Genomic DNA, 22,073 nt, shown 5'->3' with positions numbered 1-22,073 from the left:
TGCGGGTGGCCAGGTCCCACACCCGCACCGTCCCGTCGTAACCGCCGGTGATGACCTGGGTGCCGTCCGAGCCCCGGCGGCCTGCCGCGGCGAGGGGGGCCACAGCCTCCGGGCGTCCCGTCGGCCCCGGGGAGCCCGCAGCCCCCCGGCGCGATGCCGGCGCCGGGCGGAGCACCGCGCCCGGCCGGTCCGCAGCCGGCCTTCGGCGGGCAGCCGGGCGCGCCGAACCGTCCGGGCCCCGGGCCGGCTCCGCAGCTGACCCCGCAGGGGCCCGGCCGGCCCGACCAGGGCCGGGCGGCACGGCCGGGCCACTTCGGCCGGCATCCGGGGCAGGGCGCCGTGCCCGGTCTCCCCGACCAGCCCGTGCGTCCGGCGCAGCTCGGCCAGGTGCCGTCGCCCGGCCAGGGCCGGCCCCCGTTCCCCGCCCGGCCGGTCCCGCAGCAACCGGTGAGCCTCGCCGAGCCAGGTCCACCGGGGGGCCCCGGCCGCCCCGGTGGGCCCGTCCCGGGCACGCCCGGTGAGGGAGCAGGCCCGGTGCCCGGCGGCGGTACCGGCCCGGAGGGCACCCGCGCCTTCCCGCCCGCCACCTCCCGCCCGGCCGGGGAGCAGTTCCCGCAGCACGCACCTGGCGGCCTGTCCGTCGTCGTCGCAGGCGGGGGTTCGGCCGGGCACATCGAACCCGCGCTGGCGCTGGCCGACGCGATCCGCCGGCTCGTCCCGGGCGCCCGGGTCACCGCGCTGGGCACGGAGAAGGGGCTGGACACCCAGCTCATCCCGGCCCGGGGCTACCCGCTGGAGCTGATCCCGCCGGTGCCGTTGCCCCGCAAGCCCACCGCCGACCTGCTCAAGCTGCCCGGCAACGTCCGCGGGGCGGTGCGCCGGGTCCGCGGGGTGCTGGAGGCGGTGCAGGCCGACGTCGTGGTCGGGTTCGGCGGGTTCGTGTCGCTGCCGGCCTATCTCGGTGCACGCGGACGAGTCCCGATCGTCGTCCACGAGGCGAACGCCCGGGCCGGTCTGGCGAACAAGGTCGGCGCCCGGTTCGCCGCGGCCGTCGCCACCGCCGTGCCCGGGACCGGGCTGGCGAACGAGGAGGTGGTCGGCATGCCGCTGCGCCGGTCGATCACCACCCTCGACCGGGCGGCGCTGCGGCCGGAGGCACGTACCTACTTCAACGTGCCCCCGCACTCGCCGTTGCTGCTCGTCTTCGGCGGTTCGCAAGGCGCTCGCACGCTCAACGACGCCGTCGCGGAGTCGCTGCCCGCCTTCACCGAACGCGGGATCTCGGTGCTGCACGCCTACGGACGCAACGGGACCCCGGCACCACCGCGACCCGGTTACTTCCCGACCCCCTACATCGAACGGATGGACCTGGCCTACGCCGCGGCCGACGTCGTGCTCGGCCGGTCCGGGATGACCACGGTCGCCGAGCTGACGGCGGTCGGGCTCCCCGCCGTCTACGTCCCGTTACCGCACGGCAACGGGGAGCAGGCGCTCAACGCCCGCCCGGTCGTCGAGGCGGGCGGTGGGAAGCTGGTGCCCGACGACGAGATGGACGGCGCCCGCGCCGTCGACGAGCTGATGCCGATGCTCACCGACCCGGACCTGGCGCTGGCCATGGGACGGCGGGCCCGGGCGGCCGGGCACGGCGAGGCCGACGAGAAACTCGCCCGCATCGTGATGGAGGTGGCCCGCCGGTGAGCGCCCCGGACCTGCTCGGCACCCACGTGCACCTGATCGGCATCGGTGGTGCCGGCATGAGCGGCATCGCCCGGATCCTGCTGGCCCGCGGGATCACCGTCTCCGGGTCCGACGCCCGCGAATCGCGCACCGTCACCGCGCTGCGCGCGCTCGGCGCGCGCGTCGAGATCGGGCACGACGCCGCACACCTGCGCCACGACGGCGAGGACCCACCCACCGTGGTCGTGTCCACCGCGATCCGGGACTCGAACCCCGAGCTCGCGGCGGCCCGCGAACGGGGACTGCCGGTCGTCCACCGGGCGGTCGCCCTCGCGGCGCTCACCGAGGGCCGCAGGCTGGTGGCGGTCGCAGGGACGCACGGCAAGACCTCGACCACCTCCATGATCACCGTCGCCCTGCAGCACTCCGGTGCCGACCCGTCGTTCGCGATCGGCGGTGACCTGTCGATCTCCGGCAGCGGGGCGCATCACGGCAGCGGCGAGGTGTTCGTCGTCGAGGCCGACGAGAGCGACGGGTCGTTCACCGCCTTCGCCCCGTCGGTCGCGGTCGTCACCAACGTCGAGCCGGACCATCTCGACCACCACGGTGACGCCGAGACCTACTTCGCCGTGTTCGAGCGGTTCCTCGACCGGTTGGTTCCCGGTGCCGTCCTGGTCAGCTGCGCCGACGATCCCGGAGCCGAGACCGTCGCGGCGGCCGCCGAGCGGGCCGGTGTCCGGGTACTGCGGTACGGCCGCTCCGCACCGGGTGCGCTGGACGCCCGGCTGCTCGATTTCACCCCTGAGGGCACCGGATCGCGGTCGCTGTTCCGGCACGCGGGGACCGAGCGGGAGCTGCGGCTGGGCGTGCCGGGCGAGCACATGGCGCTCAACGCGCTCGGCGCCTTCCTCGCCGCCGGGCAGACCGGGGCCGACCCCGACACCCTGCTCGACGGGCTCGCCGGGTTCGGCGGGGTGCAGCGCCGCTACGAGTTCAAGGGCCGGGTCCGCGGCGTCTCGGTCTACGACGACTACGCCCACCACCCCACCGAGGTCGCCGCCACCCTGCGCGCGGCCCGCGAGGCGGCACCGACCGTGCACGGCCGGCGCGGCCGGGTGCTGGTCGCGTTCCAGCCGCACCTCTACTCCCGGACCCGGCTGTTCGCGCGCGAGTTCGGCGAGTCGCTCTCGCTCGCGGACGAGGTCGTCGTGCTCGACGTCTACGGTGCCCGGGAGGACCCCGAACCCGGAGTCGGCCCGACACTGATCACCGACGAGATGCGGTTGCCGGCCGAACGCGTGCACCGCGCCCCGTCGTGGGAGCAGACCCCCGCGGCCGTCGCGGCGCTCGCGGTCGAGGGCGACACGGTGATCACGATGGGGGCCGGTGACGTCACGGCACTCGGCCCGGAGATCCTGCGCGAACTCGCCGGGGGCGACCGGGAGTGACGGGGTGGTGCCGTGCACGTCCGGCACCGACGACGCGCGAGGGGACACGCGATGGGCAGCGGCACCCGCAACACCGGCGGCGCCGGCAACTCGGTCGGCACCGGCGGCCCACCCGGCACCGGCGGCCCACCCGGCACCGGCCGCTCACCCGGTGCCGATAGTCCACCCGGTACCGGCGGCCGGCCCGGTTCCGACGACACCGTCGGTGCCGACCGGGCCGACCGGGCCGACCGGGCCGACCGGGCCGACCGGGCCGACCGGGCCGACCGGCGGACCGGCACCCGGCGCCCGGACGGTGCGGGCCGATCGGGTGCCGCCGCGCGCCGTACCCCGGAGCAGGAACGGGCGGCGGCCGAGCGGGCACGCCGGATCCGCGCCCGCCGGGCGGCGGAACGGTCCACCGACGCCACCGCGGGAGCCGCCCCGGGTCCGCCGTCGGAAGCCGCCTCGGACGCCACCGGCATCGACGCCGCAGGTACGGACACCACCGGCACCGTGGGCGGACGGGACCGCGACGGTGTCCGTCGACCGGCCAGGACGGGCACCGGCCGGGGGCCCGGTACCGGTGACCGCCCCGCCCGGCGGGAGACCGGCGGGACGGCCCGCGACCGGGTGTCCGCGCGATCGGCCGCGCGGGGCCGCACCGCCGATCCGCGGCACCGGCGACGCCGGCTGATCGCGCTGCTCGCCACGGTGCTGGTCGTGCTGATCGGTCTGTCCGCGGCGGGTTGGTGGGCACTCGGCAGGTTCGGGCCCCCGGTGTCGGCCGTCGAGGTCACCGGGACCCGGCAGATCCCGGTGCACGACGTCGAAGCCGCCGCCGACGTCGGTACCGGCGTCCCGCTCGCCGCGGTCGACACCGACGCCGTCGCGGCGCGGGTCTCGGCGATTCCCGGTGTCGCGGGTGTCGACGTCGGCCGGGTCTGGCCGGCGACGCTGGCGGTGACCGTCTCCGAACGCACCCCGGCCGCGCTGGTCGCGACTCCGGACGTGCTGCAGCTGGTGGATGTGACCGGTTTCGCGTACCGGGAGGCGCCGCCCGATCTCCGGTTGCCCCGGCTCGAGCTGCCGAACGTCGCCCCGGACGATCCGGCGACCCTGGCCGCGGTCACCGCGCTGCAGGCGCTGCCGGAACCGGTGCGCGACCAGGTCGAGACGCTCGCCCTGGGCGCCGGCGGGAGCACCTTCGAGCTGGGGCTGACCGAGGGCCGGCGGGTCCTGTGGGGTCCGTGGGCGGACAGTGCTGCGCTCGCGCAGCGGGCCGAGGTCCTCGGTCCGCTGCTCGAACAGGAGGGGACGGTCTACGACGTCTCCAGCCCGGCCCTGGTCACGGTCCGCCGTTGACCGCCCGGCGTGCACGAACGCGTCGCGATGCCACCCGAACGGCCCTCGCGTCACAGCCGGAAGGCCTCCCGCCGTCCGGCCCGTGCGGGCCAACCTCACCGCGAGCCCTTCCGTACCGAGGGCAGGTTCGGCGTAGGGTCACCGCTCGGCAACCGAGCGCGTTTCCCGTGACCGGGAACGGTGAACCACCCGGGCGGGGTGTTGCCCACGCGCGGCGCGCCTGCTGGACCCGGGCCGGGGCGGCGACCTAGCGTCTCGCCAGAAGGCCCGGGGCACCCGGAGCTGGACCGGACCCCCCGAGCGACTGGAAGGTGCCGCGCATGACGCCCCCGCACAACTACCTGGCCGTGATCAAGGTCGTCGGCATCGGTGGCGGCGGCGTGAACGCCGTCAACCGCATGATCGAGGTCGGCCTCAAGGGCGTCGAGTTCATCGCGGTGAACACCGACGCCCAGGCCCTGCTCATGTCGGACGCCGACGTGAAGCTCGACATCGGTCGTGAGCTGACCCGCGGGCTCGGCGCCGGCGCCAATCCCGACGTCGGTGGCAAGGCCGCCGAGGACCACGCCGAGGAGATCGAGGAGGTCCTGAAGGGGGCCGACATGGTCTTCGTCACCGCGGGCGAGGGCGGCGGCACGGGCACCGGTGGTGCGCCGGTCGTCGCGTCGATCGCCCGCAAGCTCGGCGCCCTGACCATCGGTGTCGTCACCCGCCCGTTCACCTTCGAGGGCCGTCGGCGGGCCGGTCAGGCCGAGGACGGCATCCAGGCGCTCCGCAACGAGTGCGACACCCTGATCGTCATCCCGAACGACCGCCTGCTGCAGCTCGGCGACGTCGGGGTCTCCCTGATGGACGCCTTCCGTTCCGCGGACGAGGTGCTCCTCTCCGGCGTGCAGGGGATCACCAACCTGATCACCACCCCGGGCCTGATCAACCTGGACTTCGCCGACGTCAAGTCGGTCATGTCCGGAGCGGGTTCGGCGCTGATGGGGATAGGGTCCGCGCGCGGTGAGGGCCGGGCGGTGCAGGCCGCGGAGAAGGCGATCAACTCCCCGCTGCTCGAGGCGTCGATGGACGGGGCGCAGGGCGTGCTGTTGTCCATCGCGGGCGGGTCCGACCTGGGCCTGTTCGAGATCCACGAGGCCGCGTCGCTGGTCCAGGAGGCCGCGCATCCCGAGGCCAACATCATCTTCGGCACCGTGATCGACGACTCGCTCGGCGACGAGGTCCGGATCACCGTGATAGCAGCCGGGTTCGAGGGCGGCACCCCGACGCACAAGAAGCTGGAGCCCGCGGTGTTCAGCCGGGGTACCCAGAAGGCGTCCGAGCCCGCGGCCGGGACGGGCGCCCAGAGCCAGGCGCCGAACCAGAACCAGGCCGCGCAGCCGTCCCAGGCGGGCACTCCTGCGCAGAACCCGGCCGGATACGGCTCGGGCACGGGCTCCGCGCAGTCGGCGCCGCACCTGCCCGCATCGGTGCCCTCGTCGCCCGAGCGGACCGGGGTGCTGCCGCCCGCGCAGCCGACCGCGCCCGCGCCCCGGCAGCCCGACCTCCGCGCGGAGCAGGCCGGCACCGAGCACGGCGCCACCCAGCACGGCGTGACCCAGCACGGCGCCACGCAGCATGGCACGGCACAGGCCGGCACGGGCAACGGTTCCGCCACGGCTGCCCGGCCTGCGGACCCGGTCGAGGACGAGGTGGACGTCCCGCCGTTCATGCGGCGCTGACGGTGCCGCAGGCCGACTCGCCACCGGTCCGCGTCCGCCGGGTCACGACGACCAGGGCGGGCGGCCGGTCGGCCGGGCCGTTCTCCCGCTTCAACCTCTCGCTCGGTGTCGGCGACGACCCGGCCGCGGTGGCCGCGAACCGGGCCCGGATCGTGCGCGAGCTGGGCCTGAGCGGGCTGGTCTTCCTGCGCCAGGTGCACGGCCGGGACGTGGCGGTGCTGCGGGAGGCGCCGCGGGCCCGTCCGGGCACCGGCGGGGTCGCCCCCGACCTGCCCGATGTCGACGCCGTGGTGACCGATGTTCCCCTGCTCGGCATCGCGGTGCTCGCCGCGGACTGCGTCCCGGTGCTCCTCGGCGACCCCGTGGCCGGAGTGGTCGGTGCGGCACACGCGGGCCGGGCGGGCGCCGCGGCCGGGGTGCTCGATGCCGTGGTCGGGGAGATGACCACGCTCGGGGCGACCGTGGAACGGCTCGAGGTACTGCTGGGGCCCGCGGTGTGCGGACGGTGCTACGAGGTCCCCGGTGCGATGCGCGACGAGGTCGAGGCGGCGCTGCCGGGCAGCGCGTCGACCACCCGCACCGGCACTCCCGGTCTGGACCTGCGGGCCGGGCTGTCCCGCAGGCTCGCCGACCTCGGAGTGACCCGGGTCGGCACCGATCCGCGCTGCACCGTCGAGGATCCCGACCTGTACAGCCACCGCCGGGAGGGCCGGTGCGGCCGGCAGGCCGGGATCACCTGGCTCGACCCGCGTGACGTGCGCGACCCTCGCCGCGCTGCGGCAGGCGCGGCACGATGACCGGTGTGGCCGAGCCGAACGCCCCGGAACGCACCGCCGAGCTGAAGGAACGACTTTCCGCGGTCCGCGGACGCCTGGAGGCGGCCTGCCGCGCCGCGGGCCGTGATCCGGCCGAGGTGTCACTGCTCGCGGTGACGAAGACCGTCCCGCCCGCCGACGTCGCTGATCTCATCGATCTCGGGCTCGTCGAGTTCGCCGAGAACCGGGCCCAGGAGCTGGCGGCCAAGGTGCGCGACGTCGCCGCGACGCGTCCCGGCGCGTCGACCCGATGGCACTTCGTCGGTGGCCTGCAGCGCAACAAGGTACGCACGGTGCTCCCGTGGGTGACCTGCATCCAGTCCGTCGACTCCGCCCGGCTGGCCCGGGCGATCGACAAGGAGGTGGACCGCCTGCGCGAGCGGGGGGAGCGGAGCGGCCCGTTGCCGGTGCTCCTGCAGTACAGCGTGGACGGCGACCCCGCACGCGGCGGCGTTCCCGATGACGGGCTGGACGCGCTCGCCGACCTGGTCGCGGAACTGCCCGGCCTGGAACTCACCGGGGTGATGGCCGTCGCGCCGCTCGGCGGGGAGCCCGCGAGGTCGTTCGCCGCGATCGCCGCGGCGGCCGCGCGGGTCCGGGAACGCCACCCGTCGGCCCGCACCCTGTCCGCCGGCATGAGTGGTGACCTGGAGATCGCGGTCGATCACGGATCGACAGTGGTGCGTGTCGGTACGGCCCTTGTGGGGGACCGGCGGATAACCTCGGAGTAATCGCTGGTCGGTGCGGGTACGAGGCCATCGGCGAGACCGTCGCGAGAACGCGGGTGCGCGCGAGGTGAGTGCGTACGGAGTCGAGCAGTACTGCGAGGGGACAGCGGATGAGCGCGATGTACCGGCTGAAGGCGTACTTCGGCATGGTCCCGGCCGACGAGATGGACTACGTCGACGAACCGAGCCACTACCGGGCGGCCCACGAGCACTCCCCGAGCGGTCGCGGTGACCGTTGGGCGACCGCCGGGGGTCGGTTCGCCGACCAGGACACCTACGAGGACGAGCGATACGACGCCCCCGCGAGCTACGACGACGGGTGGGGTCCCCGCACGGCGCGGGACACCCCCCGTCCAGCGCGCGGTGTGCGGCCGGATCCGCGCGGTGAGCGGGAGCCGGTGGACCACATCGGGCGGGTCGCGCCGATCGGGGGTGCCGCCGGAGCGGCCGTCCGCGGGTCGCTGGCGATGGATCCGGATGCCTTCCGGAGCCCCTCTCGGGAACACCAGCGTGACGAGCGGCCGGCGCCGGTCGCGCCGGCGCCGTCGACGGTGCCCGAGCAGCGCGACCGGACGGCCGTCGCGCCCGCCTCGATCACGACCCTGCACCCGCGCAGCTACAACGAGGCGCGCACGATCGGCGAGCGCTACCGCGACGGTGTGCCGGTCATCATGAACCTCACCGACCTCGACGGTGCTGCGGCAAAACGCCTGGTGGACTTCGCCGCAGGCCTGGCGTTCGCCCTGCGCGGATCGATCGACAAGGTTACCGACCGGGTGTTTCTTCTCACCCCGGCGGACGTCGAGGTGTCCGCGGACGACGCACGCAGGCTCGCCGAGCGCGGAGCTTTCCGACAGGATTGACGCGTGTCCACCGCCATCGGCTTCCTGATCTATTACGTCCTGTTCTTCTTCTGGCTGCTGCTCGCGGCCCGGATCGTCGTCGAGATGGTCCGGTCCTTCGCGCGTCAGTGGCGACCGGCCGGAGCCCCCGCGGTGGCGCTCGAGGTCGTCTTCACCGCGACCGACCCTCCGGTCAAGTTGCTGCGGAGAGTGATCCCCGTGGTCCGGATCGGAGGCGTAGGACTGGACCTGTCGATTATGGTGCTCTTGCTGGTGGTGTTCATCTCGATGAGCATCGTCAGATCACAGCTCCTGGGTTGAGCCCCAGTCACCCGGGAGTGCCGCCGAGGACCGCATGAGGTGATCCGATGCCGCTGACGCCCGCCGACGTTCACAACGTCGCGTTCAGCAAACCCCCGATCGGGAAGCGGGGGTACAACGAGGACGAGGTCGACGCCTTCCTCGATCTGGTCGAGGCCGAACTGGCCCGGCTGATCGGGGAGAACGACGATCTCCGAGACCAGGTCGCGCAGCTCGAGCAGCGCCTCGGCGACGCCGAGGCAGACCTGGAGGAGGCCCGCAACCAGCAGGGCCCGGCACAGACGCAGGCGCTGCAGGCGTCCCCGTCGCCGCTGGGACGCGGTGGCGGTGCCCCGGCTCCGCAGCTCGCCGGTGTGGGGGGATCCGCCGACGCCGACGGTGGTGACCACCACGTGCAGGCGGCCAAGGTCCTGGGCCTGGCCCAGGAGATGGCCGACCGGCTGACGGCCGAGGCGAAGAACGAGGCCGACACGATGCTGTCGGACGCGCGGACGAAGTCCGAGCAGCTCCTCTCCGACGCCCGGACGAAGGCGGACGGCCTGGTCAACGACGCGCGCTCGCGCGCGGAGACCATGCTCAACGACGCCCGCACCCGCTCCGAGACGCTCGAGCGGCAGTCCCGCGACAAGGCCGCCAGCCTGGTCAGCGATGCCGAGCGCAAGCAGAACGAGATCATGGGTGCGATCCAGCGGGACAAGTCCGTGCTGGAGAAGAAGATCGACGAGCTCCGCACCTTCGAGCGCGAGTACCGCACTCGCCTCAAGACCTATCTGGAGTCGCAGCTGCGCGACCTGGAAGGGCGCGGGTCCGCTGCGCCGACGGACAACTCCGGTAACGCGAACCGTTCCGGTTCGAACGGTGGCTACGCCGCCTCCGGCTACGGCCAGCGGGCCGACACCGGGAGCTGATCCCCGGCGCGCGGGCAACGCGCGCCGGGTCGTCCGACGACGATGGGGTAGCGGCCGGGTGCCACTGCCGACCGACGGAGTTCGCCGATGTTGATGCTGGTGCTGGTGCTGGTCGCGATCGCGCTGGCGCTCTGGCTTGCGGGATGGTTCCTGCAGGTCGTGGCCCTGTTCTGGACGTCGGTGGGCGTCTGCCTGATCGCGGGTCTGGTGCTGCTCTACGACTGGTGGCAGACCCGGTCCGCGGTCCGCGCCGGTGACCGGTCGGAGAGCCCGGACGCCGCGCAGGCGCCGGATCGGTCGGCCCGGGCCCGGGGTCACGGGCCCGATCTGGAACCCGCCACCCAGATCCTGCCGGTCGTCCGGCCGGAGACGGGTGGTCCGGGACGGCCGGGAGCAGCCCCTGCAGCAGGATCGCCGGTGGACCGTGGTCCCGGGGGAGCACCGGAGGCGTTCAACGCCTCCGATGCGACCATCCAGATCCCCGTCGTCCGGCCGTCCGGCTCTGAGGACGGACCGCCTGCCGTTTCCCGATCGGGTGGTTCTTCGTCACACTCGGTGACGGCGAGCGATGCGGCGGGCACCGATGCACCCTCCGGTGGTCGCCCACCCGAGGTCGCGGCGGCGGATGCGGCGCAGCCGTCGGGATCCCCGGGAACGCCGGGTGTGCCCGAAGCGCCGGACACGACCGGCACCTCCGGCGCGCCGGGCGTACCCGAGGCACCGGGCGGTTCGGGGCAGGCCACGCGGAACGACACGGGTCGTGGCGGCGACCCCGCGCGTTCCGAGGGGCCCGCGTCGTCCGGTGACGGCCGCGCGAGCGGCGCGCCCGGCGCGGCACGGTCCGAACCCCCGGGTGCGGCGGGCGTCCCGCCGCACGGCTCCGACCGGTCGCCGGCCGGCTCCGCTGGGGTGAGCCGGAGCGACACGACGGCATCGGCCGCCGGCCCGCGTGACAGTGCGAGCGATCCCGGCTTCGGCTCCGGGTCCTCCTCGGGCGAGGCCGGGGGTCGTCCCGGAGCCGCCCCGTCCGAGTCATCCGGCCCCGGCGGTGCTGCTGCGGCACCGGCGGACCGGCCCGGCGACCCGACTCTCGCCGGAGGGCCCGGGAGGCCCCCGGGCCCCGCGGAGCCGTCGTCGCCGGCGGTGCCGCTCGCCGGCACCCCGCCGCAGGGCGGTGGTGACCGTGCCGGTGCGAGCACCGCGGCCGCGAGCGGCGCGGCGCAGGGCGCCGCTGCCGCAGCAGCGGGCGCGGGGCCGGAAACCGGACGGCCGCCGTCCGAGGGAGGTCCCGCCGGCGCGGCGGCCCCCGAGGCGCAGCCGGTCCTCGGCGACGCCCCGGAGGAACCGCGTGACCCGACGCTGGCGAGCCTGGTCGCCCGGCTGCCCGACGAGGTGCTCGTGATCGACGAGCACCCGCGCTACCACGTGCAGAGCTGCCGGGCCCTGCCCGGCAGGCCGGTGATCCCGTTGCCGGTCAGCGAGGCCGTCGAGCTCGGGTTCACCCCGTGCGGCTGGTGCTCGCCGAACCGGTCGCTCGGCGAGCGGCACCCGGCGCAGGTCCGCTAGCGCGGCGACCGCGGGCCCCGGGCTGCGGAACAACCGCGTGCGCCCGCGCGCTACTCTGGTTCCACAGGCACCGATCCGGCCATCACCGGGGAGCCTCCGGAAGAAACGGCCCGCCCCGTGCGGGCCGGAGTAGAACCGGACGGGTGCGGCCCGTCATCGCCGCCGAACGAGTGGCGCACGCGATCCAGGGTGCGCAAGCGGGGTGGTACCGCGGCACGGCCCACACGGGTCGTCGTCGTCCCCGTGCGAACCGACATTCGCACGAGGAGCCGGCCATGAGCGACACGGGTTACCCCGAGGTCCCCGCACATCCCACGTTCCCCGCGCTGGAACGCGACGTCCTGGCCTCCTGGGAGGCCGACGACACGTTCCGCGCCTCGGTCGAGCAGCGCCCCGCCGGGGAGAACGGCTCGCGCGAGTACGTCTTCTACGACGGCCCGCCGTTCGCCAACGGGCTGCCGCACTACGGCCACCTGCTCACCGGCTATGTGAAGGACGTCGTCCCGCGCTACCGCACCATGCGCGGCAACCGGGTCGAGCGGCGCTTCGGCTGGGACACCCACGGTCTCCCGGCCGAGGTCGAGACCGAGAACCAGCTCGGCATCAAGCACAAGTCCGAGATCGAGGAGATGGGCGTCGCCGCGTTCAACGAGGCGTGCCGCACCTCCGTGCTGCGCTACACCGGCGAGTGGCGCGACTACGTGACCCGCCAGGCGCGCTGGGTCGACTTCGACAACGACTACAAGACGCTCGACCTGGACTACATGGAGTCCGTCATGTGGGCGTTCAAGTCGTTGTGGGACAAAGGCCTGGTCTACTCCGGTTTTCGGGTGCTCTGGTACTGCTGGCGGTGCGAGACACCGTTGAGCGCCACCGAGACCAAGATGGACGACGTCTACCTCGACCGGCAGGACCCGGCCGTCACCGTGGGCCTGCGGCTGTCCGGCACCGGGAACGAGGCCGTCGACGGAGCCCTCGCGCTGGTCTGGACGACCACCCCGTGGACGCTGCCGTCGAACCTCGCCGTCGCGGTGCACCCGGACGTCGACTACGTGGTCGTCGAGTCCGCCACGGCCGACGGTGCGACCGAGCGGTGGCTGCTCGCCGAGGCGCGCGTCGGTGCGTACGCCCGTGAGCTCGGCGACGAGCCGGCCGTCGTCGCCCGGGTGACGGGCTCCGACCTGCTCGGTGCGAGCTACACCCCGCCGTTCGACTTCTTCGAGGGCCGGGAGAACGCGCACCGCGTGCTGGCCGCCGACTACGTCACCACCGAGGACGGGACCGGGCTGGTGCACATCGCCCCGGCCTTCGGTGAGGAGGACAAGGAGGTCACCGACGCGGCCGGCATCGAGGTGGTCAACCCGGTCGACTCGCGCGGCGAGTTCACCACCGAGGTGCCGCCGTACGCCGGGATGCAGGTGTTCGACGCGAACCCGCAGATCATCCGGGACCTGAAGGAACGCACGTCCGAGCACGTCAGCGGCGTGCTGCTCCGGCACGAGACCTACGACCACCCGTACCCGCACTGCTGGCGCTGCGGCAACGCCCTCATCCAGCGCGCCGTCGACTCCTGGTTCGTGCGCGTCACCCAGTTCCGGGACCGGATGGTCGAGCTGAACCAGCAGATCAACTGGACCCCGTCGCACGTCCGGGACGGCCAGTTCGGGAAGTGGCTGGAGGGCGCCCGCGACTGGGGCATCTCCCGTAACCGGTACTGGGGCAGTCCCATCCCGGTGTGGCAGTCCGACGACCCGCGCTACCCCCGGACCGACGTCTACGGCTCGCTCGACGAGCTGGAGCGTGACTTCGGGGTCCGCCCGACCGACCTGCACCGGCCCTACATCGACGAGCTGACCAGGCCCAACCCGGACGATCCGACCGGCAGCTCGACCATGCGCCGGGTGCCGGAGGTGCTGGACTGCTGGTTCGAGTCCGGTTCGATGCCGTTCGCCCAGGTGCACTACCCGTTCGAGAACGCCGACTGGTTCGAGCACCACTATCCCGGCGACTTCATCGTCGAGTACAACGGACAGACCCGCGGCTGGTTCTACACGCTGCACGTCCTGGCGACGGCGCTGTTCGACCGGCCCGCGTTCCGCAACTGCTCGGCGCACGGCATCGTCCTGGGCGACGACGGTGCGAAGATGTCGAAGTCGCGCAAGAACTACCCGGACGTCAACGAGGTGTTCGACCGGGACGGCTCGGACGCCATGAGGTGGTTCCTCATGGCCAGCCCGATCCTGCGCGGCGGGAACCTGGTCGTCACCGAGCAGGGCATCCGGGAGGGTGTCCGGCAGGCGATCCTGCCGCTGTGGAACAGCTGGTACTTCCTGTCGCTCTACGCCGGTGGGCAGCGCGGGACGTTCCGCACCGACAGCCAGCACGTGCTGGACCGCTATGTGCTGGCCAAGACCGCCGACCTGGTCGACGGCGTCACCGCGGCGCTGGACTCCTACGACATCGCCGGGGCCTGCGAGCGGATCCGCGAGCACGCCGAGACCCTCACCAACTGGTACGTCCGGCGGTCCCGGGAGCGCTTCTGGGCGACCGGCTCCGCCGACGCCGAGACCGTCCGGCGGGACGCCGTGGACACCCTGCACACCGTGCTGGAGGTGACCTGCCGGGTCGCGGCACCGTTGCTGCCGCTGACCACCGAGGTGATCTGGCGCGGGCTCACCGGGGGCCGCTCGGTGCACCTCGCCGACTGGCCGGGCGGGCCCGACCCGGCGCTGTCGGGGGACGCCACCGGTGCCGGCCTGCCGCACGACGCGGAGCTGGTCGCCGGGATGGACCGGATCCGGCAGGTCGCGTCGGCGGCGCTGTCGCTGCGCAAGTCGGCGAAGGTCCGGGTGCGCCAGCCGCTGCCCGGGCTCACCGTCGCCGCCGCCGACGCCGCCTCGCTGGAGCCCTTCACCGGGCTGCTGCGCGACGAGGTGAACGTGCGGTCGGTCGAGCTGACCGACGACGTCGCCCGGCACGGCCGCTTCGAGCTGGCCGTGAACGCCCGTGCGGCAGGCCCGCGTCTCGGGTCCGACGTGCAGAAGTGCATCCGCGCGGTGAAGGCGGGCGAGTGGTCGCAGGAGGCGGACGGCAGCGTCGTCGCCGCCGGGATCACCCTGCTCGACGGCGAGTACACCGAACGGCTCGTCGCCGCCGATCCGGCGCACACCGCGGCGCTGCCGGGTAACGCCGGGCTCGTCGTGCTCGACACGACCGTGACGCCGGAGCTGGCCGCCGAGGGCACCGCCCGCGACGTCGTCCGGGTCGTCCAGCAGGCCCGCCGCGACGCCGGACTGGCGGTGGCCGACCGGATCGCGCTGACCCTGGACGGCCCGGCCGCGGTGCTCGACGCCGTCCGCGCGCACGAGTCGTTCGTCAGCGGTGAGGTGCTCGCGACATCGGTGGCCTACGGGCCGGTGCCCGACGGGACGTCCACAGGCCAGGTGGTGGGCCCGGACGGGTCCGCGGTCGAGCTGCGCGCGCGGGTCGAGCGCGCCTGACCGCGGTGCGCCGGCCTGCGCACCGCGGCCTAGGCTCCGGGGGATGGGCGGGGCAGCGGATCGGTGGCGGGAACTGCAGTCCGGCCGGGGGATCCCCGAGCACATCCGGCGCGCCGCCCCCGCCGACCCGTGGACCCACCGCGCCGCCGACTTCGCACCCGCGGCCGAGCCGGTCGACACCCCGTCCCGGGCCGCGGCCCGGGCGCTCGCCGAACGTGCGGCCGCCCGCAGCTGCGCCGGTGTCTCGGTGCTCGACGTCGGCTGCGGGGGCGGTGACGCTGCGTTCGCCGCGGCGCTGCCCGACCCCTCACCGGTGGCGCGGGTGGTCGGCGTGGACCGGCAGGCCGACATGCTCGCCGTGTTCGCCGCGGCGGCCCGCGAACGCGGGATCCCGTACGGCACCGTGCACGGCACCTGGCCCGACGTCGCCGACGATGCCGGTCGGCACGACGTCGTGCTCTGCCACCACGTGCTGCACAACGTCGTCGATCTGCCACCGTTCCTGGCGGCGCTGCACGCCGCCGTCCGCGGCGGGGCGGGCGGTGTGGTGATCGAGATGCTGCCCGAGCACCCGATGGCCTGGCTGGACCCGCTGTGGGCGCGGTTCCACGACCTGCACCGCCCGCCGAGCGCCACCGCCGACGACGCCGTCGCGGTGCTGCGCGAGGAGCTCGGCGTCGACCCGGAGGTGCGCCGCTGGACCCGGGACCGGCGGCTCCCGCACGACGCGGCCTGGGTGACCCGCCGGCTGTGCCTGCCCGCGTCGCGGACCGCCGAGGTCGACGCGGCCCTGCGGGACGTGCCGCCCCGGCGCACCGACGTGGTCACGCTCGCCTGGTCGCCCTGAGCCCGGGACGGGGCCCCGACCCGGACCGCTGCGAGGGGCCCCGGTGCCGCTCGTCATACTCGGGGGCGTGAGCTCCGACCCATCCGCCGGCGAAGCACCCGTCGATCCCGTCCTGCGGCGGCGCGGGGTGTTCCTGCTGGCCGGGATCGCCGCGGCCGTGCTCGCCCTCGACGTGGCCACCAAGGTCGCCGCCGTCGCGACGCTGGAGCACCGCGACCCGGTCACCGTGATCGACGGCTTCCTCTACCTGACGCTGCTGCGCAACCCGGGCGCCGCCTGGTCGATGGCCACCGGGTACACGTGGGTGCTGACCATCATCGCCGTCGTCGTGGTCGGGGTGATCATCTGGATCGCGCGCAAGCTGGCCTCCACCGGCTGGGCGATCGGGCTCGGGCTGGTGCTCGGCGGTGCCCTCGGGAACCTGATGGACCGGTTCTTCCGGTCGCCGGGCCCCATGCGCGGGCACGTCGTCGACATGTTCGCCGCGTTCTCGCCGGACGGCAGCATCTTCCCGGTGTTCAACATCGCCGACTCCGCGCTCGTCTGCGGCGGGATCCTGCTGGTGCTGATGGCGCTGCGCGGGGTGGAGATCGACGGCCGGGTGGGTGAGTGAGCGGTGGGTGACCTGCGCAGCATGCCCGTCCCCGACGGCCTGGACGGCATGCGGATCGACTCCGGTCTGTCCCGCCTGCTGGGCCTGTCCCGCACGGTCGTCGCCGGACTGGCCGAGGCCGGGCGGATCCAGGTGGACGGCAGCGTCGCCGGGAAGTCCGACCGGTTGCTCGGCGGGGCGTGGCTGGAGGTCGAGCTGCCCGACGCCGAGCCCGCCGAGCCGGCCATCGCGGGCCCGACGGAGGTCGTCGCCGGTCTCACCGTGCTGCACTCCGACGACGACATCGTCGTCGTCGACAAGCCGGTCGGCGTCGCCGCGCACCCCTCGCCGGGCTGGACCGGGCCGACCGTCACCAGCGGCCTGGCGGCGCTGGGGTTCCGGCTGTCCACCTCCGGTGCCGCCGAGCGGCAGGGGATCGTGCACCGGCTCGACGTCGGCACCACCGGTGTCATGGTGGTCGCGACGTCCGAGCACGCCTACACGGCGTTGAAGCGGGCGTTCAAGGAGCGCACCGTGGACAAGCGCTACCACGCCGTCGTGCAGGGGCATCCCGATCCGTCGTCCGGCACGATCGACGCGCCGATCGACCGGCACCCGCGCCACGACTACCGGTTCGCGGTGATGCAGAGCGGAAAGCCGAGCGTCACCCACTACGACACGATCGAGGCGTTCCGCTCGGCCAGCCTGCTCGACGTGCACCTGGAGACCGGGCGGACCCACCAGATCCGGGTGCACTTCTCGGCGCTGCGCCATCCCTGCGTCGGTGATCTGACCTACGGGGCGGACCCGACGCTCGCGAAGCGGGTCGGGCTGACCCGGCAGTGGCTGCACGCCAGGACGCTGGGTTTCGCCCATCCCGCCGACGGCCGGTACGCCGAATTCACCAGCCCCTACCCGGACGACCTGGCCGCTGCGCTCGAGGCACTGCGCGACCCGTGACCGGGCTGAGCACCCGCGGGCTGTGGGCGGTCGTCGCGCTGATGGGTGTCGTGCTGCTGGGGGCGCTGTGGGTGGCGGGGTCGGGTCCGCCGTCCCCGTCAGGGGTGGCGACCGGCGCGGTGCGGCTCGGTCCCGATGCCGGCCAGGACGTCGCGGGTTATCTCGCTGCGCTGCCCGCGCGGTTGCCGCCGGCCGGCGAACGGGCGCCCGCGCTCGTCCAGTTCGAGCAGCCGCTCGACGCTGCCGGTGCGGCGGCGGTCGCCGGAGGTGCGACGGTCGACACCGCGGTGTTCCGGGTGCCGATCGACCGGGTGCAGACGGCGCTGCGGTTCGAGCCGGTCGCCGGTACCGGCGATCCGGAGGCCGCGCTGGGCGTCGCCCGGGAGCGGGCCGCGTTCGGTGCGACGGCCGACGCCGACCGGGCCCGCCGCGCCGCCGAGGGGATGACGGATCCGGAGGCCAGGTCGGTGCTGAGCCGCCGGGCCGCTGTCGCCGCCGCCGAGCAGGCGACGCTGGCCCGGCCGGAGTGCGCCTGCCTCCTCGCGCTGGTGGTGCAGGCCGGGCGGGCCGAGCTGGAGGCGCTCGCCGCGACCGACGGGGTGCGCGCCGTCGACGCCGCGCCCCCCGGCACCGCGACGGCGGAGCTGGCCCTCTCCCCGCTGCTGCCCGAGCAGCGGACCGCGGTGACCCCGCCGCCCGACGACGGCCCGGTGCCGCCCGGGTGAGATCGGCCGGCCGCACGGGTGAGATCGGCCCGGCCGGGCGGGTGAGATCGGCCCGGCCGGACGGGCCGTGCTCCCGCGGGCCGGTGGGCCTGCCCGGCCGGTGGCCCCGCCGGCGCGGACGGCGCGGGGCCCGCCCGGGCCCGGCCGGCGACGCCCGACACGCCGCCGGCGGGCCGCGGATGCCGTGAGCTGGAGCGATGCCTCACCGACCGCGGGGGACCCCGCGGTCGCCGGAACTGTCGGGGCCCGCGGCTAGTCTGGGCCCCTCACCGATCCGGTCGGCCGGGCCCCGCGCGGGAGTCCCACCGGCACCCTCGCGGCCCCCGCCAGGAGCTGCGCCGGGGTGTCGTCCGGCGCGCCTCCGGCCACCGGGACCGGTGGGTGAAGTGGCACGGCACGGTGCGCCCCGGCAGGCGTGCACCGTGCGGCACGGGGAGCACCGCGTCACCCCAGGGCGCGGGAGAGGAGCGCGGAACTCACATGGCCGGCGGCACATCCGGAACGGGCTCCTTCGTCCATCTGCACACCCACACCGAGTTCTCGATGCTCGACGGCGCCGCCCGGCTCGACGACCTGTTCACCGAGGCCGCCAAGTACGAGATGCCGGCGATCGCGATGACCGACCACGGCAACGTCTACGGAGCCTTCGAGTTCTGGCGCAAGGCCAAGGCGCACGACATCAAGCCGATCATCGGTATGGAGGGCTACCTCGCACCCGGGTCCCGGCACGAGCGCAAGCGCACCGCGCTGGGGAACGGCAGCGAGAACAACCCCGACCTCATGTACACCCACATGACGCTGCTCGCCGAGAACACCGAGGGGATGCACAACCTCTTCCGGCTCTCGTCGCTGGCCAGCCTCGAGGGCTACTACTACAAGCCGCGGATGGACCGTGAGCTCCTGGAGCAGTACGGCAAGGGGCTCATCGCGACCACCGGCTGCCCGTCCGGCGAGGTCGCCCGGCTGCTCCAGCAGAACGACTTCGACGGCGCCTGCCAGGCGGCGAGCGACTACCGGGACATCTTCGGGAAGGACAACTTCTACCTGGAGCTGATGGACCACGGCATCGAGATCGAGAAGCGGGTCCAGGAGGACCTGTTCCGGCTCAAGGACCGGCTCGACCTGCCCGGCCTGGCCACCAACGACCTGCACTACACCTACCCGGACGACACCAAGGCGCACGAGGTGCTGCTGTGCGTGCAGACCGGGAAGACCCTGGCCGACCCGAACCGCTTCAAGTTCGACGCGCAGGACTTCTACCTCAAGCCCGCGCACGAGATGCGCGCGCTGTGGGACCCGATCCACCCCGAGGCCTGCGACAACACACTCGTCGTGGCCGAGCGGTGCAACATCGACTTCACCACGGGCCAGGACCTGCAGCCCAAGGCCCCGGTGCCCGAGGGCGAGACCGAGGAGTCCTGGCTGATCAAGGAGGTCGAGCGGGGCCTGCACATGCGGTTCCCGAACGGCGTCACCGAGCGGTACCGGCAGCAGGCGAACTACGAGGTCGGCGTCATCATCAAGATGGGCTACCCCGGCTACTTCCTGGTGACCGCCGACCTGATCCAGCACGCCAAGTCGGTCGGCATCCGCTGCGGCCCCGGCCGCGGCTCGGCCGCCGGGTCGCTCGTGGCCTACGTGCTGGGGATCACCGACCTCGACCCGATCCGGCACAAGCTGATCTTCGAGCGGTTCCTGAACCCGGACCGCGTGTCCATGCCCGACATCGACATGGACTTCGACGAGCGCCGGCGCGGCGAGATGATCCGCTACACCACGGAGAAGTACGGCGAGGACCGGATCGCCCAGATCATCACCTACTCCACGATCAAGGCGAAGGCCGCGATCAAGGACTCGGCGCGGGTGCTGTTCGGCCAGCCCGGCTACTCGGTGGCCGACCGGATCTCCAAGGCCATGCCGCCGGCCGTGATGGGCAAGGACATCCCGCTGTCCGGGATCTTCGACCCGTCGCACAAGCGGTACTCCGAGGCCACCGAGGTCCGCGCCCTCTACGAGGCCGACCCTCAGGTCAAGGAGATCATAGACACCGCGCGCGGCCTGGAGGGGCTCAAGCGCCAGTGGGGGGTGCACGCGGCCGGCGTGATCATGTCGTCGACGCCGCTGATCGACGTCATCCCGATCCAGCGCCGCGAGTCCGACGGCGCCATCATCACGCAGTTCGACATGGGCGTCTGCGAGACCATCGGTCTGCTCAAGATGGACTTCCTGGGGCTGCGCAACCTCACGATCCTCGACGACGCCCTGGAGAACATCGAGCTCAACGGCAAGCCCGCCGTCGACCTCGACCACCTCGAGCTCGACGACAAGAAGACCTACGAGCTGCTCTCCCGCGGGGACACGCTCGGGGTGTTCCAGCTCGACGGCGGCCCGATGCGGGACCTGCTGCGCCGGATGGCGCCGAGCGAGTTCGAGCACATCTCCGCGGTCGGTGCGCTGTACCGGCCGGGCCCGATGGGCGCGAACGCGCACAACGACTACGCCGACCGCAAGAACGGCCGGCAGGAGGTCACACCGATCCACCCGGAGCTGGCCGAGCCGCTCAAGGAGGTGCTCGGCGAGACGTTCGGCCTGATCGTCTACCAGGAACAGGTCATGTCGATCGCGCAGGTGCTGGCGGGCTACTCGCTGGGCCAGGCGGACCTGCTCCGCCGCGCGATGGGCAAGAAGAAGAAGGAGATCCTGGACAAGGAGTACGTCACCTTCGCCGGCGGGATGAAGGAGAACGGCTACTCCGAGGACGCAGTTAAGACGCTCTGGGACATCCTGCTCCCGTTCTCCGACTACGCGTTCAACCGCGCGCACTCCGCCGCGTACGGCGTGGTCTCCTACTGGACCGCGTTCCTCAAGGCGAACTACCCGGCCGAGTACATGGCCGCGGTGCTCACCTCGGTCCGGGACGACAAGGACAAGGCCGCGGTCTACCTGGCCGAATGCCGACGGATGGGCATCACGGTCCTCCCGCCGGACGTCAACGACTCGGTGCGCAACTTCGCCCCGGTCGGTGACGACATCCGGTTCGGCCTGGGCGGCATCCGCAACGTCGGGCACAACGTGGTCGACGCGATCGTCGCCGCCCGCAGGGAGAAGGGGAACTTCGTCGACTTCTCGGACTTCCTGCGCAAGGTCGACGCGGTCGTCTGCAACAAGAAGGTCGTCGAGTCCCTGATCAAGGCGGGCGCGTTCGACTCGCTGGGGCACTCCCGCAAGGGGCTGCTGCTGGTGCACGCCGACGCGATCGACGCCGTGATGAGCACCAAGAAGGCCGCGTCGATGGGCCAGTTCGACCTGTTCGGGTCGATGGACGGTTCGGGCGGCGACGACGCCGGTGCCGACCTGGGAGGCATCTTCGACGTGAAGGTCCCCGACGAGGAGTGGGACTCCAAGCACAAGCTGGCCGTGGAGCGGGAGATGCTCGGCCTCTACGTCTCCGGGCACCCGCTGCAGGGCCTGGAGCAGGCCCTCGCGGCGAAGTCCGACACCTCGATCGCCGACATCGTCGAGGGCACGGTGCCCGAGGGCGCGCAGGTCACCGTCGGCGGGATCCTCGCCAACGTGAACCGGCGGGTGAACAAGAACGGCGAGCCGTGGGCGTCCGCGCAGATCGAGGACCTCGCCGGCGGGATCGAGGTGCTCTTCTTCCCGCGGGCCTACCAGGTCGTCGGGGTGGACGTCGCGGAGGACGCGATCGTGCTGGTCAAGGCGCGGGTGAACAAGCGCGACGACCGCGTCTCGCTGATCGCCAACGATCTCGCGGTGCCCGAGCTCGCCGCCGGTGAGGCCGGTCTGCCCATCCGGGTGTCGCTGCGCACCGACCAGTGCACGCCGGAGCGGGTCGCGAAGCTCAAGGAGGTCCTGACCCACCACCCGGGCACCTCGGAGGTGCACCTGTCGCTCGTCTACGGCACGAAGGTCACCGCCCTGAAGCTGGACGACTCGCTGAAGGTGACGCACACCTCGGCCCTGATGGGCGATCTGAAGGCGCTGCTCGGCCCGGGCTGTCTGGGCTGAGCCCGTCCCCGGCCTGCCGAGATGCAGCTCAGCGGGAATTGTTG

The 22,073-nt window shown here is 73.6% G+C and carries 16 protein-coding genes; all 16 read left to right on the top strand.

What is annotated here, in order from left to right:
* The first annotated feature begins 633 nt into the window (after positions 1 to 633).
* The 16 genes from AB0J24_RS15130 (at position 634) to dnaE (ending at position 22,029) form a co-directional block, all read left to right on the top strand.
* Positions 634 to 1,698, top strand: a complete 1,065-nt coding sequence (locus AB0J24_RS15130) for a UDP-N-acetylglucosamine--N-acetylmuramyl-(pentapeptide) pyrophosphoryl-undecaprenol N-acetylglucosamine transferase (RefSeq protein WP_358681091.1) — start codon at positions 634 to 636, stop codon at positions 1,696 to 1,698.
* Positions 1,695 to 3,125: a UDP-N-acetylmuramate--L-alanine ligase gene (murC, locus tag AB0J24_RS15125; protein WP_358681065.1), complete on the top strand. Its 1,431-nt coding sequence runs from the start codon at positions 1,695 to 1,697 to the stop codon at positions 3,123 to 3,125. Before AB0J24_RS15130 ends, murC begins: the two co-directional genes overlap by 4 nt.
* Positions 3,126 to 3,176: 51 nt before the next feature.
* A complete protein-coding gene (locus AB0J24_RS15120; protein WP_358681063.1) occupies positions 3,177 to 4,469 on the top strand; it encodes an FtsQ-type POTRA domain-containing protein in 1,293 nt (430 codons plus the stop codon).
* A 320-nt stretch (positions 4,470 to 4,789) separates the two neighbouring features.
* Positions 4,790 to 6,196 carry a cell division protein FtsZ gene (ftsZ, locus tag AB0J24_RS15115; RefSeq protein WP_358681060.1) on the top strand — a complete coding sequence of 469 codons (1,407 nt, stop codon included), beginning with the start codon at positions 4,790 to 4,792 and terminating at the stop codon, positions 6,194 to 6,196.
* Between the two features lie 2 nt (positions 6,197 to 6,198).
* Complete coding sequence (pgeF, locus tag AB0J24_RS15110) at positions 6,199 to 6,993, top strand: peptidoglycan editing factor PgeF (RefSeq protein WP_358681057.1); 795 nt, start codon at positions 6,199 to 6,201, stop codon at positions 6,991 to 6,993.
* 5 nt (positions 6,994 to 6,998) lie between these two features.
* Positions 6,999 to 7,742, top strand: coding sequence for a YggS family pyridoxal phosphate-dependent enzyme (locus tag AB0J24_RS15105; RefSeq protein ID WP_358681055.1), 744 nt, complete (start codon positions 6,999 to 7,001; stop codon positions 7,740 to 7,742).
* A gap of 107 nt (positions 7,743 to 7,849) precedes the next feature.
* Positions 7,850 to 8,602 (top strand): cell division protein SepF, encoded by a 753-nt coding sequence (gene sepF / locus AB0J24_RS15100; protein ID WP_358681052.1) that lies wholly within the window; start codon positions 7,850 to 7,852, stop codon positions 8,600 to 8,602.
* A gap of 3 nt (positions 8,603 to 8,605) precedes the next feature.
* A complete protein-coding gene (locus AB0J24_RS15095; protein ID WP_358681049.1) occupies positions 8,606 to 8,902 on the top strand; it encodes a YggT family protein in 297 nt (98 codons plus the stop codon).
* Positions 8,903 to 8,949: 47 nt separating this feature from the next.
* A complete protein-coding gene (locus AB0J24_RS15090; protein ID WP_358681046.1) occupies positions 8,950 to 9,810 on the top strand; it encodes a DivIVA domain-containing protein in 861 nt (286 codons plus the stop codon).
* A gap of 1,143 nt (positions 9,811 to 10,953) precedes the next feature.
* Entirely contained in the window at positions 10,954 to 11,376 is a 423-nt protein-coding gene (locus AB0J24_RS15085) for a hypothetical protein (protein ID WP_358681044.1), read from the top strand.
* 275 nt (positions 11,377 to 11,651) lie between these two features.
* On the top strand, positions 11,652 to 14,876 hold the full coding sequence (ileS, locus tag AB0J24_RS15080) for an isoleucine--tRNA ligase (protein WP_358681042.1): 3,225 nt from the start codon (positions 11,652 to 11,654) through the stop codon (positions 14,874 to 14,876).
* Between the two features lie 43 nt (positions 14,877 to 14,919).
* A complete protein-coding gene (locus AB0J24_RS15075; RefSeq protein ID WP_358681039.1) occupies positions 14,920 to 15,723 on the top strand; it encodes a class I SAM-dependent methyltransferase in 804 nt (267 codons plus the stop codon).
* A 67-nt stretch (positions 15,724 to 15,790) separates the two neighbouring features.
* Positions 15,791 to 16,336: a signal peptidase II gene (lspA, locus tag AB0J24_RS15070; protein ID WP_358681036.1), complete on the top strand. Its 546-nt coding sequence runs from the start codon at positions 15,791 to 15,793 to the stop codon at positions 16,334 to 16,336.
* Positions 16,337 to 16,357: 21 nt separating this feature from the next.
* Positions 16,358 to 17,275, top strand: a complete 918-nt coding sequence (locus AB0J24_RS15065; RefSeq protein WP_358681033.1) for an RluA family pseudouridine synthase — start codon at positions 16,358 to 16,360, stop codon at positions 17,273 to 17,275.
* Positions 17,272 to 18,000: a hypothetical protein gene (locus tag AB0J24_RS15060; RefSeq protein WP_358681031.1), complete on the top strand. Its 729-nt coding sequence runs from the start codon at positions 17,272 to 17,274 to the stop codon at positions 17,998 to 18,000. The genes AB0J24_RS15065 and AB0J24_RS15060 overlap by 4 nt, the downstream gene beginning before the upstream one ends.
* A 480-nt stretch (positions 18,001 to 18,480) precedes the next feature.
* On the top strand, positions 18,481 to 22,029 hold the full coding sequence (gene dnaE / locus AB0J24_RS15055; protein ID WP_358681028.1) for a DNA polymerase III subunit alpha: 3,549 nt from the start codon (positions 18,481 to 18,483) through the stop codon (positions 22,027 to 22,029).
* The last annotated feature ends 44 nt before the right edge of the window (positions 22,030 to 22,073 follow it).

Source organism: Pseudonocardia sp. NPDC049635 (assembly GCF_040659795.1).
In the GTDB taxonomy this organism is placed as follows: domain Bacteria; phylum Actinomycetota; class Actinomycetes; order Mycobacteriales; family Pseudonocardiaceae; genus Pseudonocardia.
The sequence above is the reverse complement of the archived record's forward strand: the minus strand, read 5'-3'. Positions and strand labels throughout refer to the sequence as shown.

Coding starts and splice junctions, on each gene's coding strand:
- AB0J24_RS15120 (WP_358681063.1), top strand. CDS start 3,177: ATGGGCAGCGGCACCCGCAACACCGGCGGCGCCGGCAACTCGGTCGGC.
- AB0J24_RS15090 (WP_358681046.1), top strand. CDS start 8,950: ATGCCGCTGACGCCCGCCGACGTTCACAACGTCGCGTTCAGCAAACCC.
- AB0J24_RS15065 (WP_358681033.1), top strand. CDS start 16,358: ATGCCCGTCCCCGACGGCCTGGACGGCATGCGGATCGACTCCGGTCTG.
- ileS (WP_358681042.1), top strand. CDS start 11,652: ATGAGCGACACGGGTTACCCCGAGGTCCCCGCACATCCCACGTTCCCC.
- AB0J24_RS15075 (WP_358681039.1), top strand. CDS start 14,920: ATGGGCGGGGCAGCGGATCGGTGGCGGGAACTGCAGTCCGGCCGGGGG.
- ftsZ (WP_358681060.1), top strand. CDS start 4,790: ATGACGCCCCCGCACAACTACCTGGCCGTGATCAAGGTCGTCGGCATC.
- dnaE (WP_358681028.1), top strand. CDS start 18,481: ATGGCCGGCGGCACATCCGGAACGGGCTCCTTCGTCCATCTGCACACC.
- sepF (WP_358681052.1), top strand. CDS start 7,850: ATGAGCGCGATGTACCGGCTGAAGGCGTACTTCGGCATGGTCCCGGCC.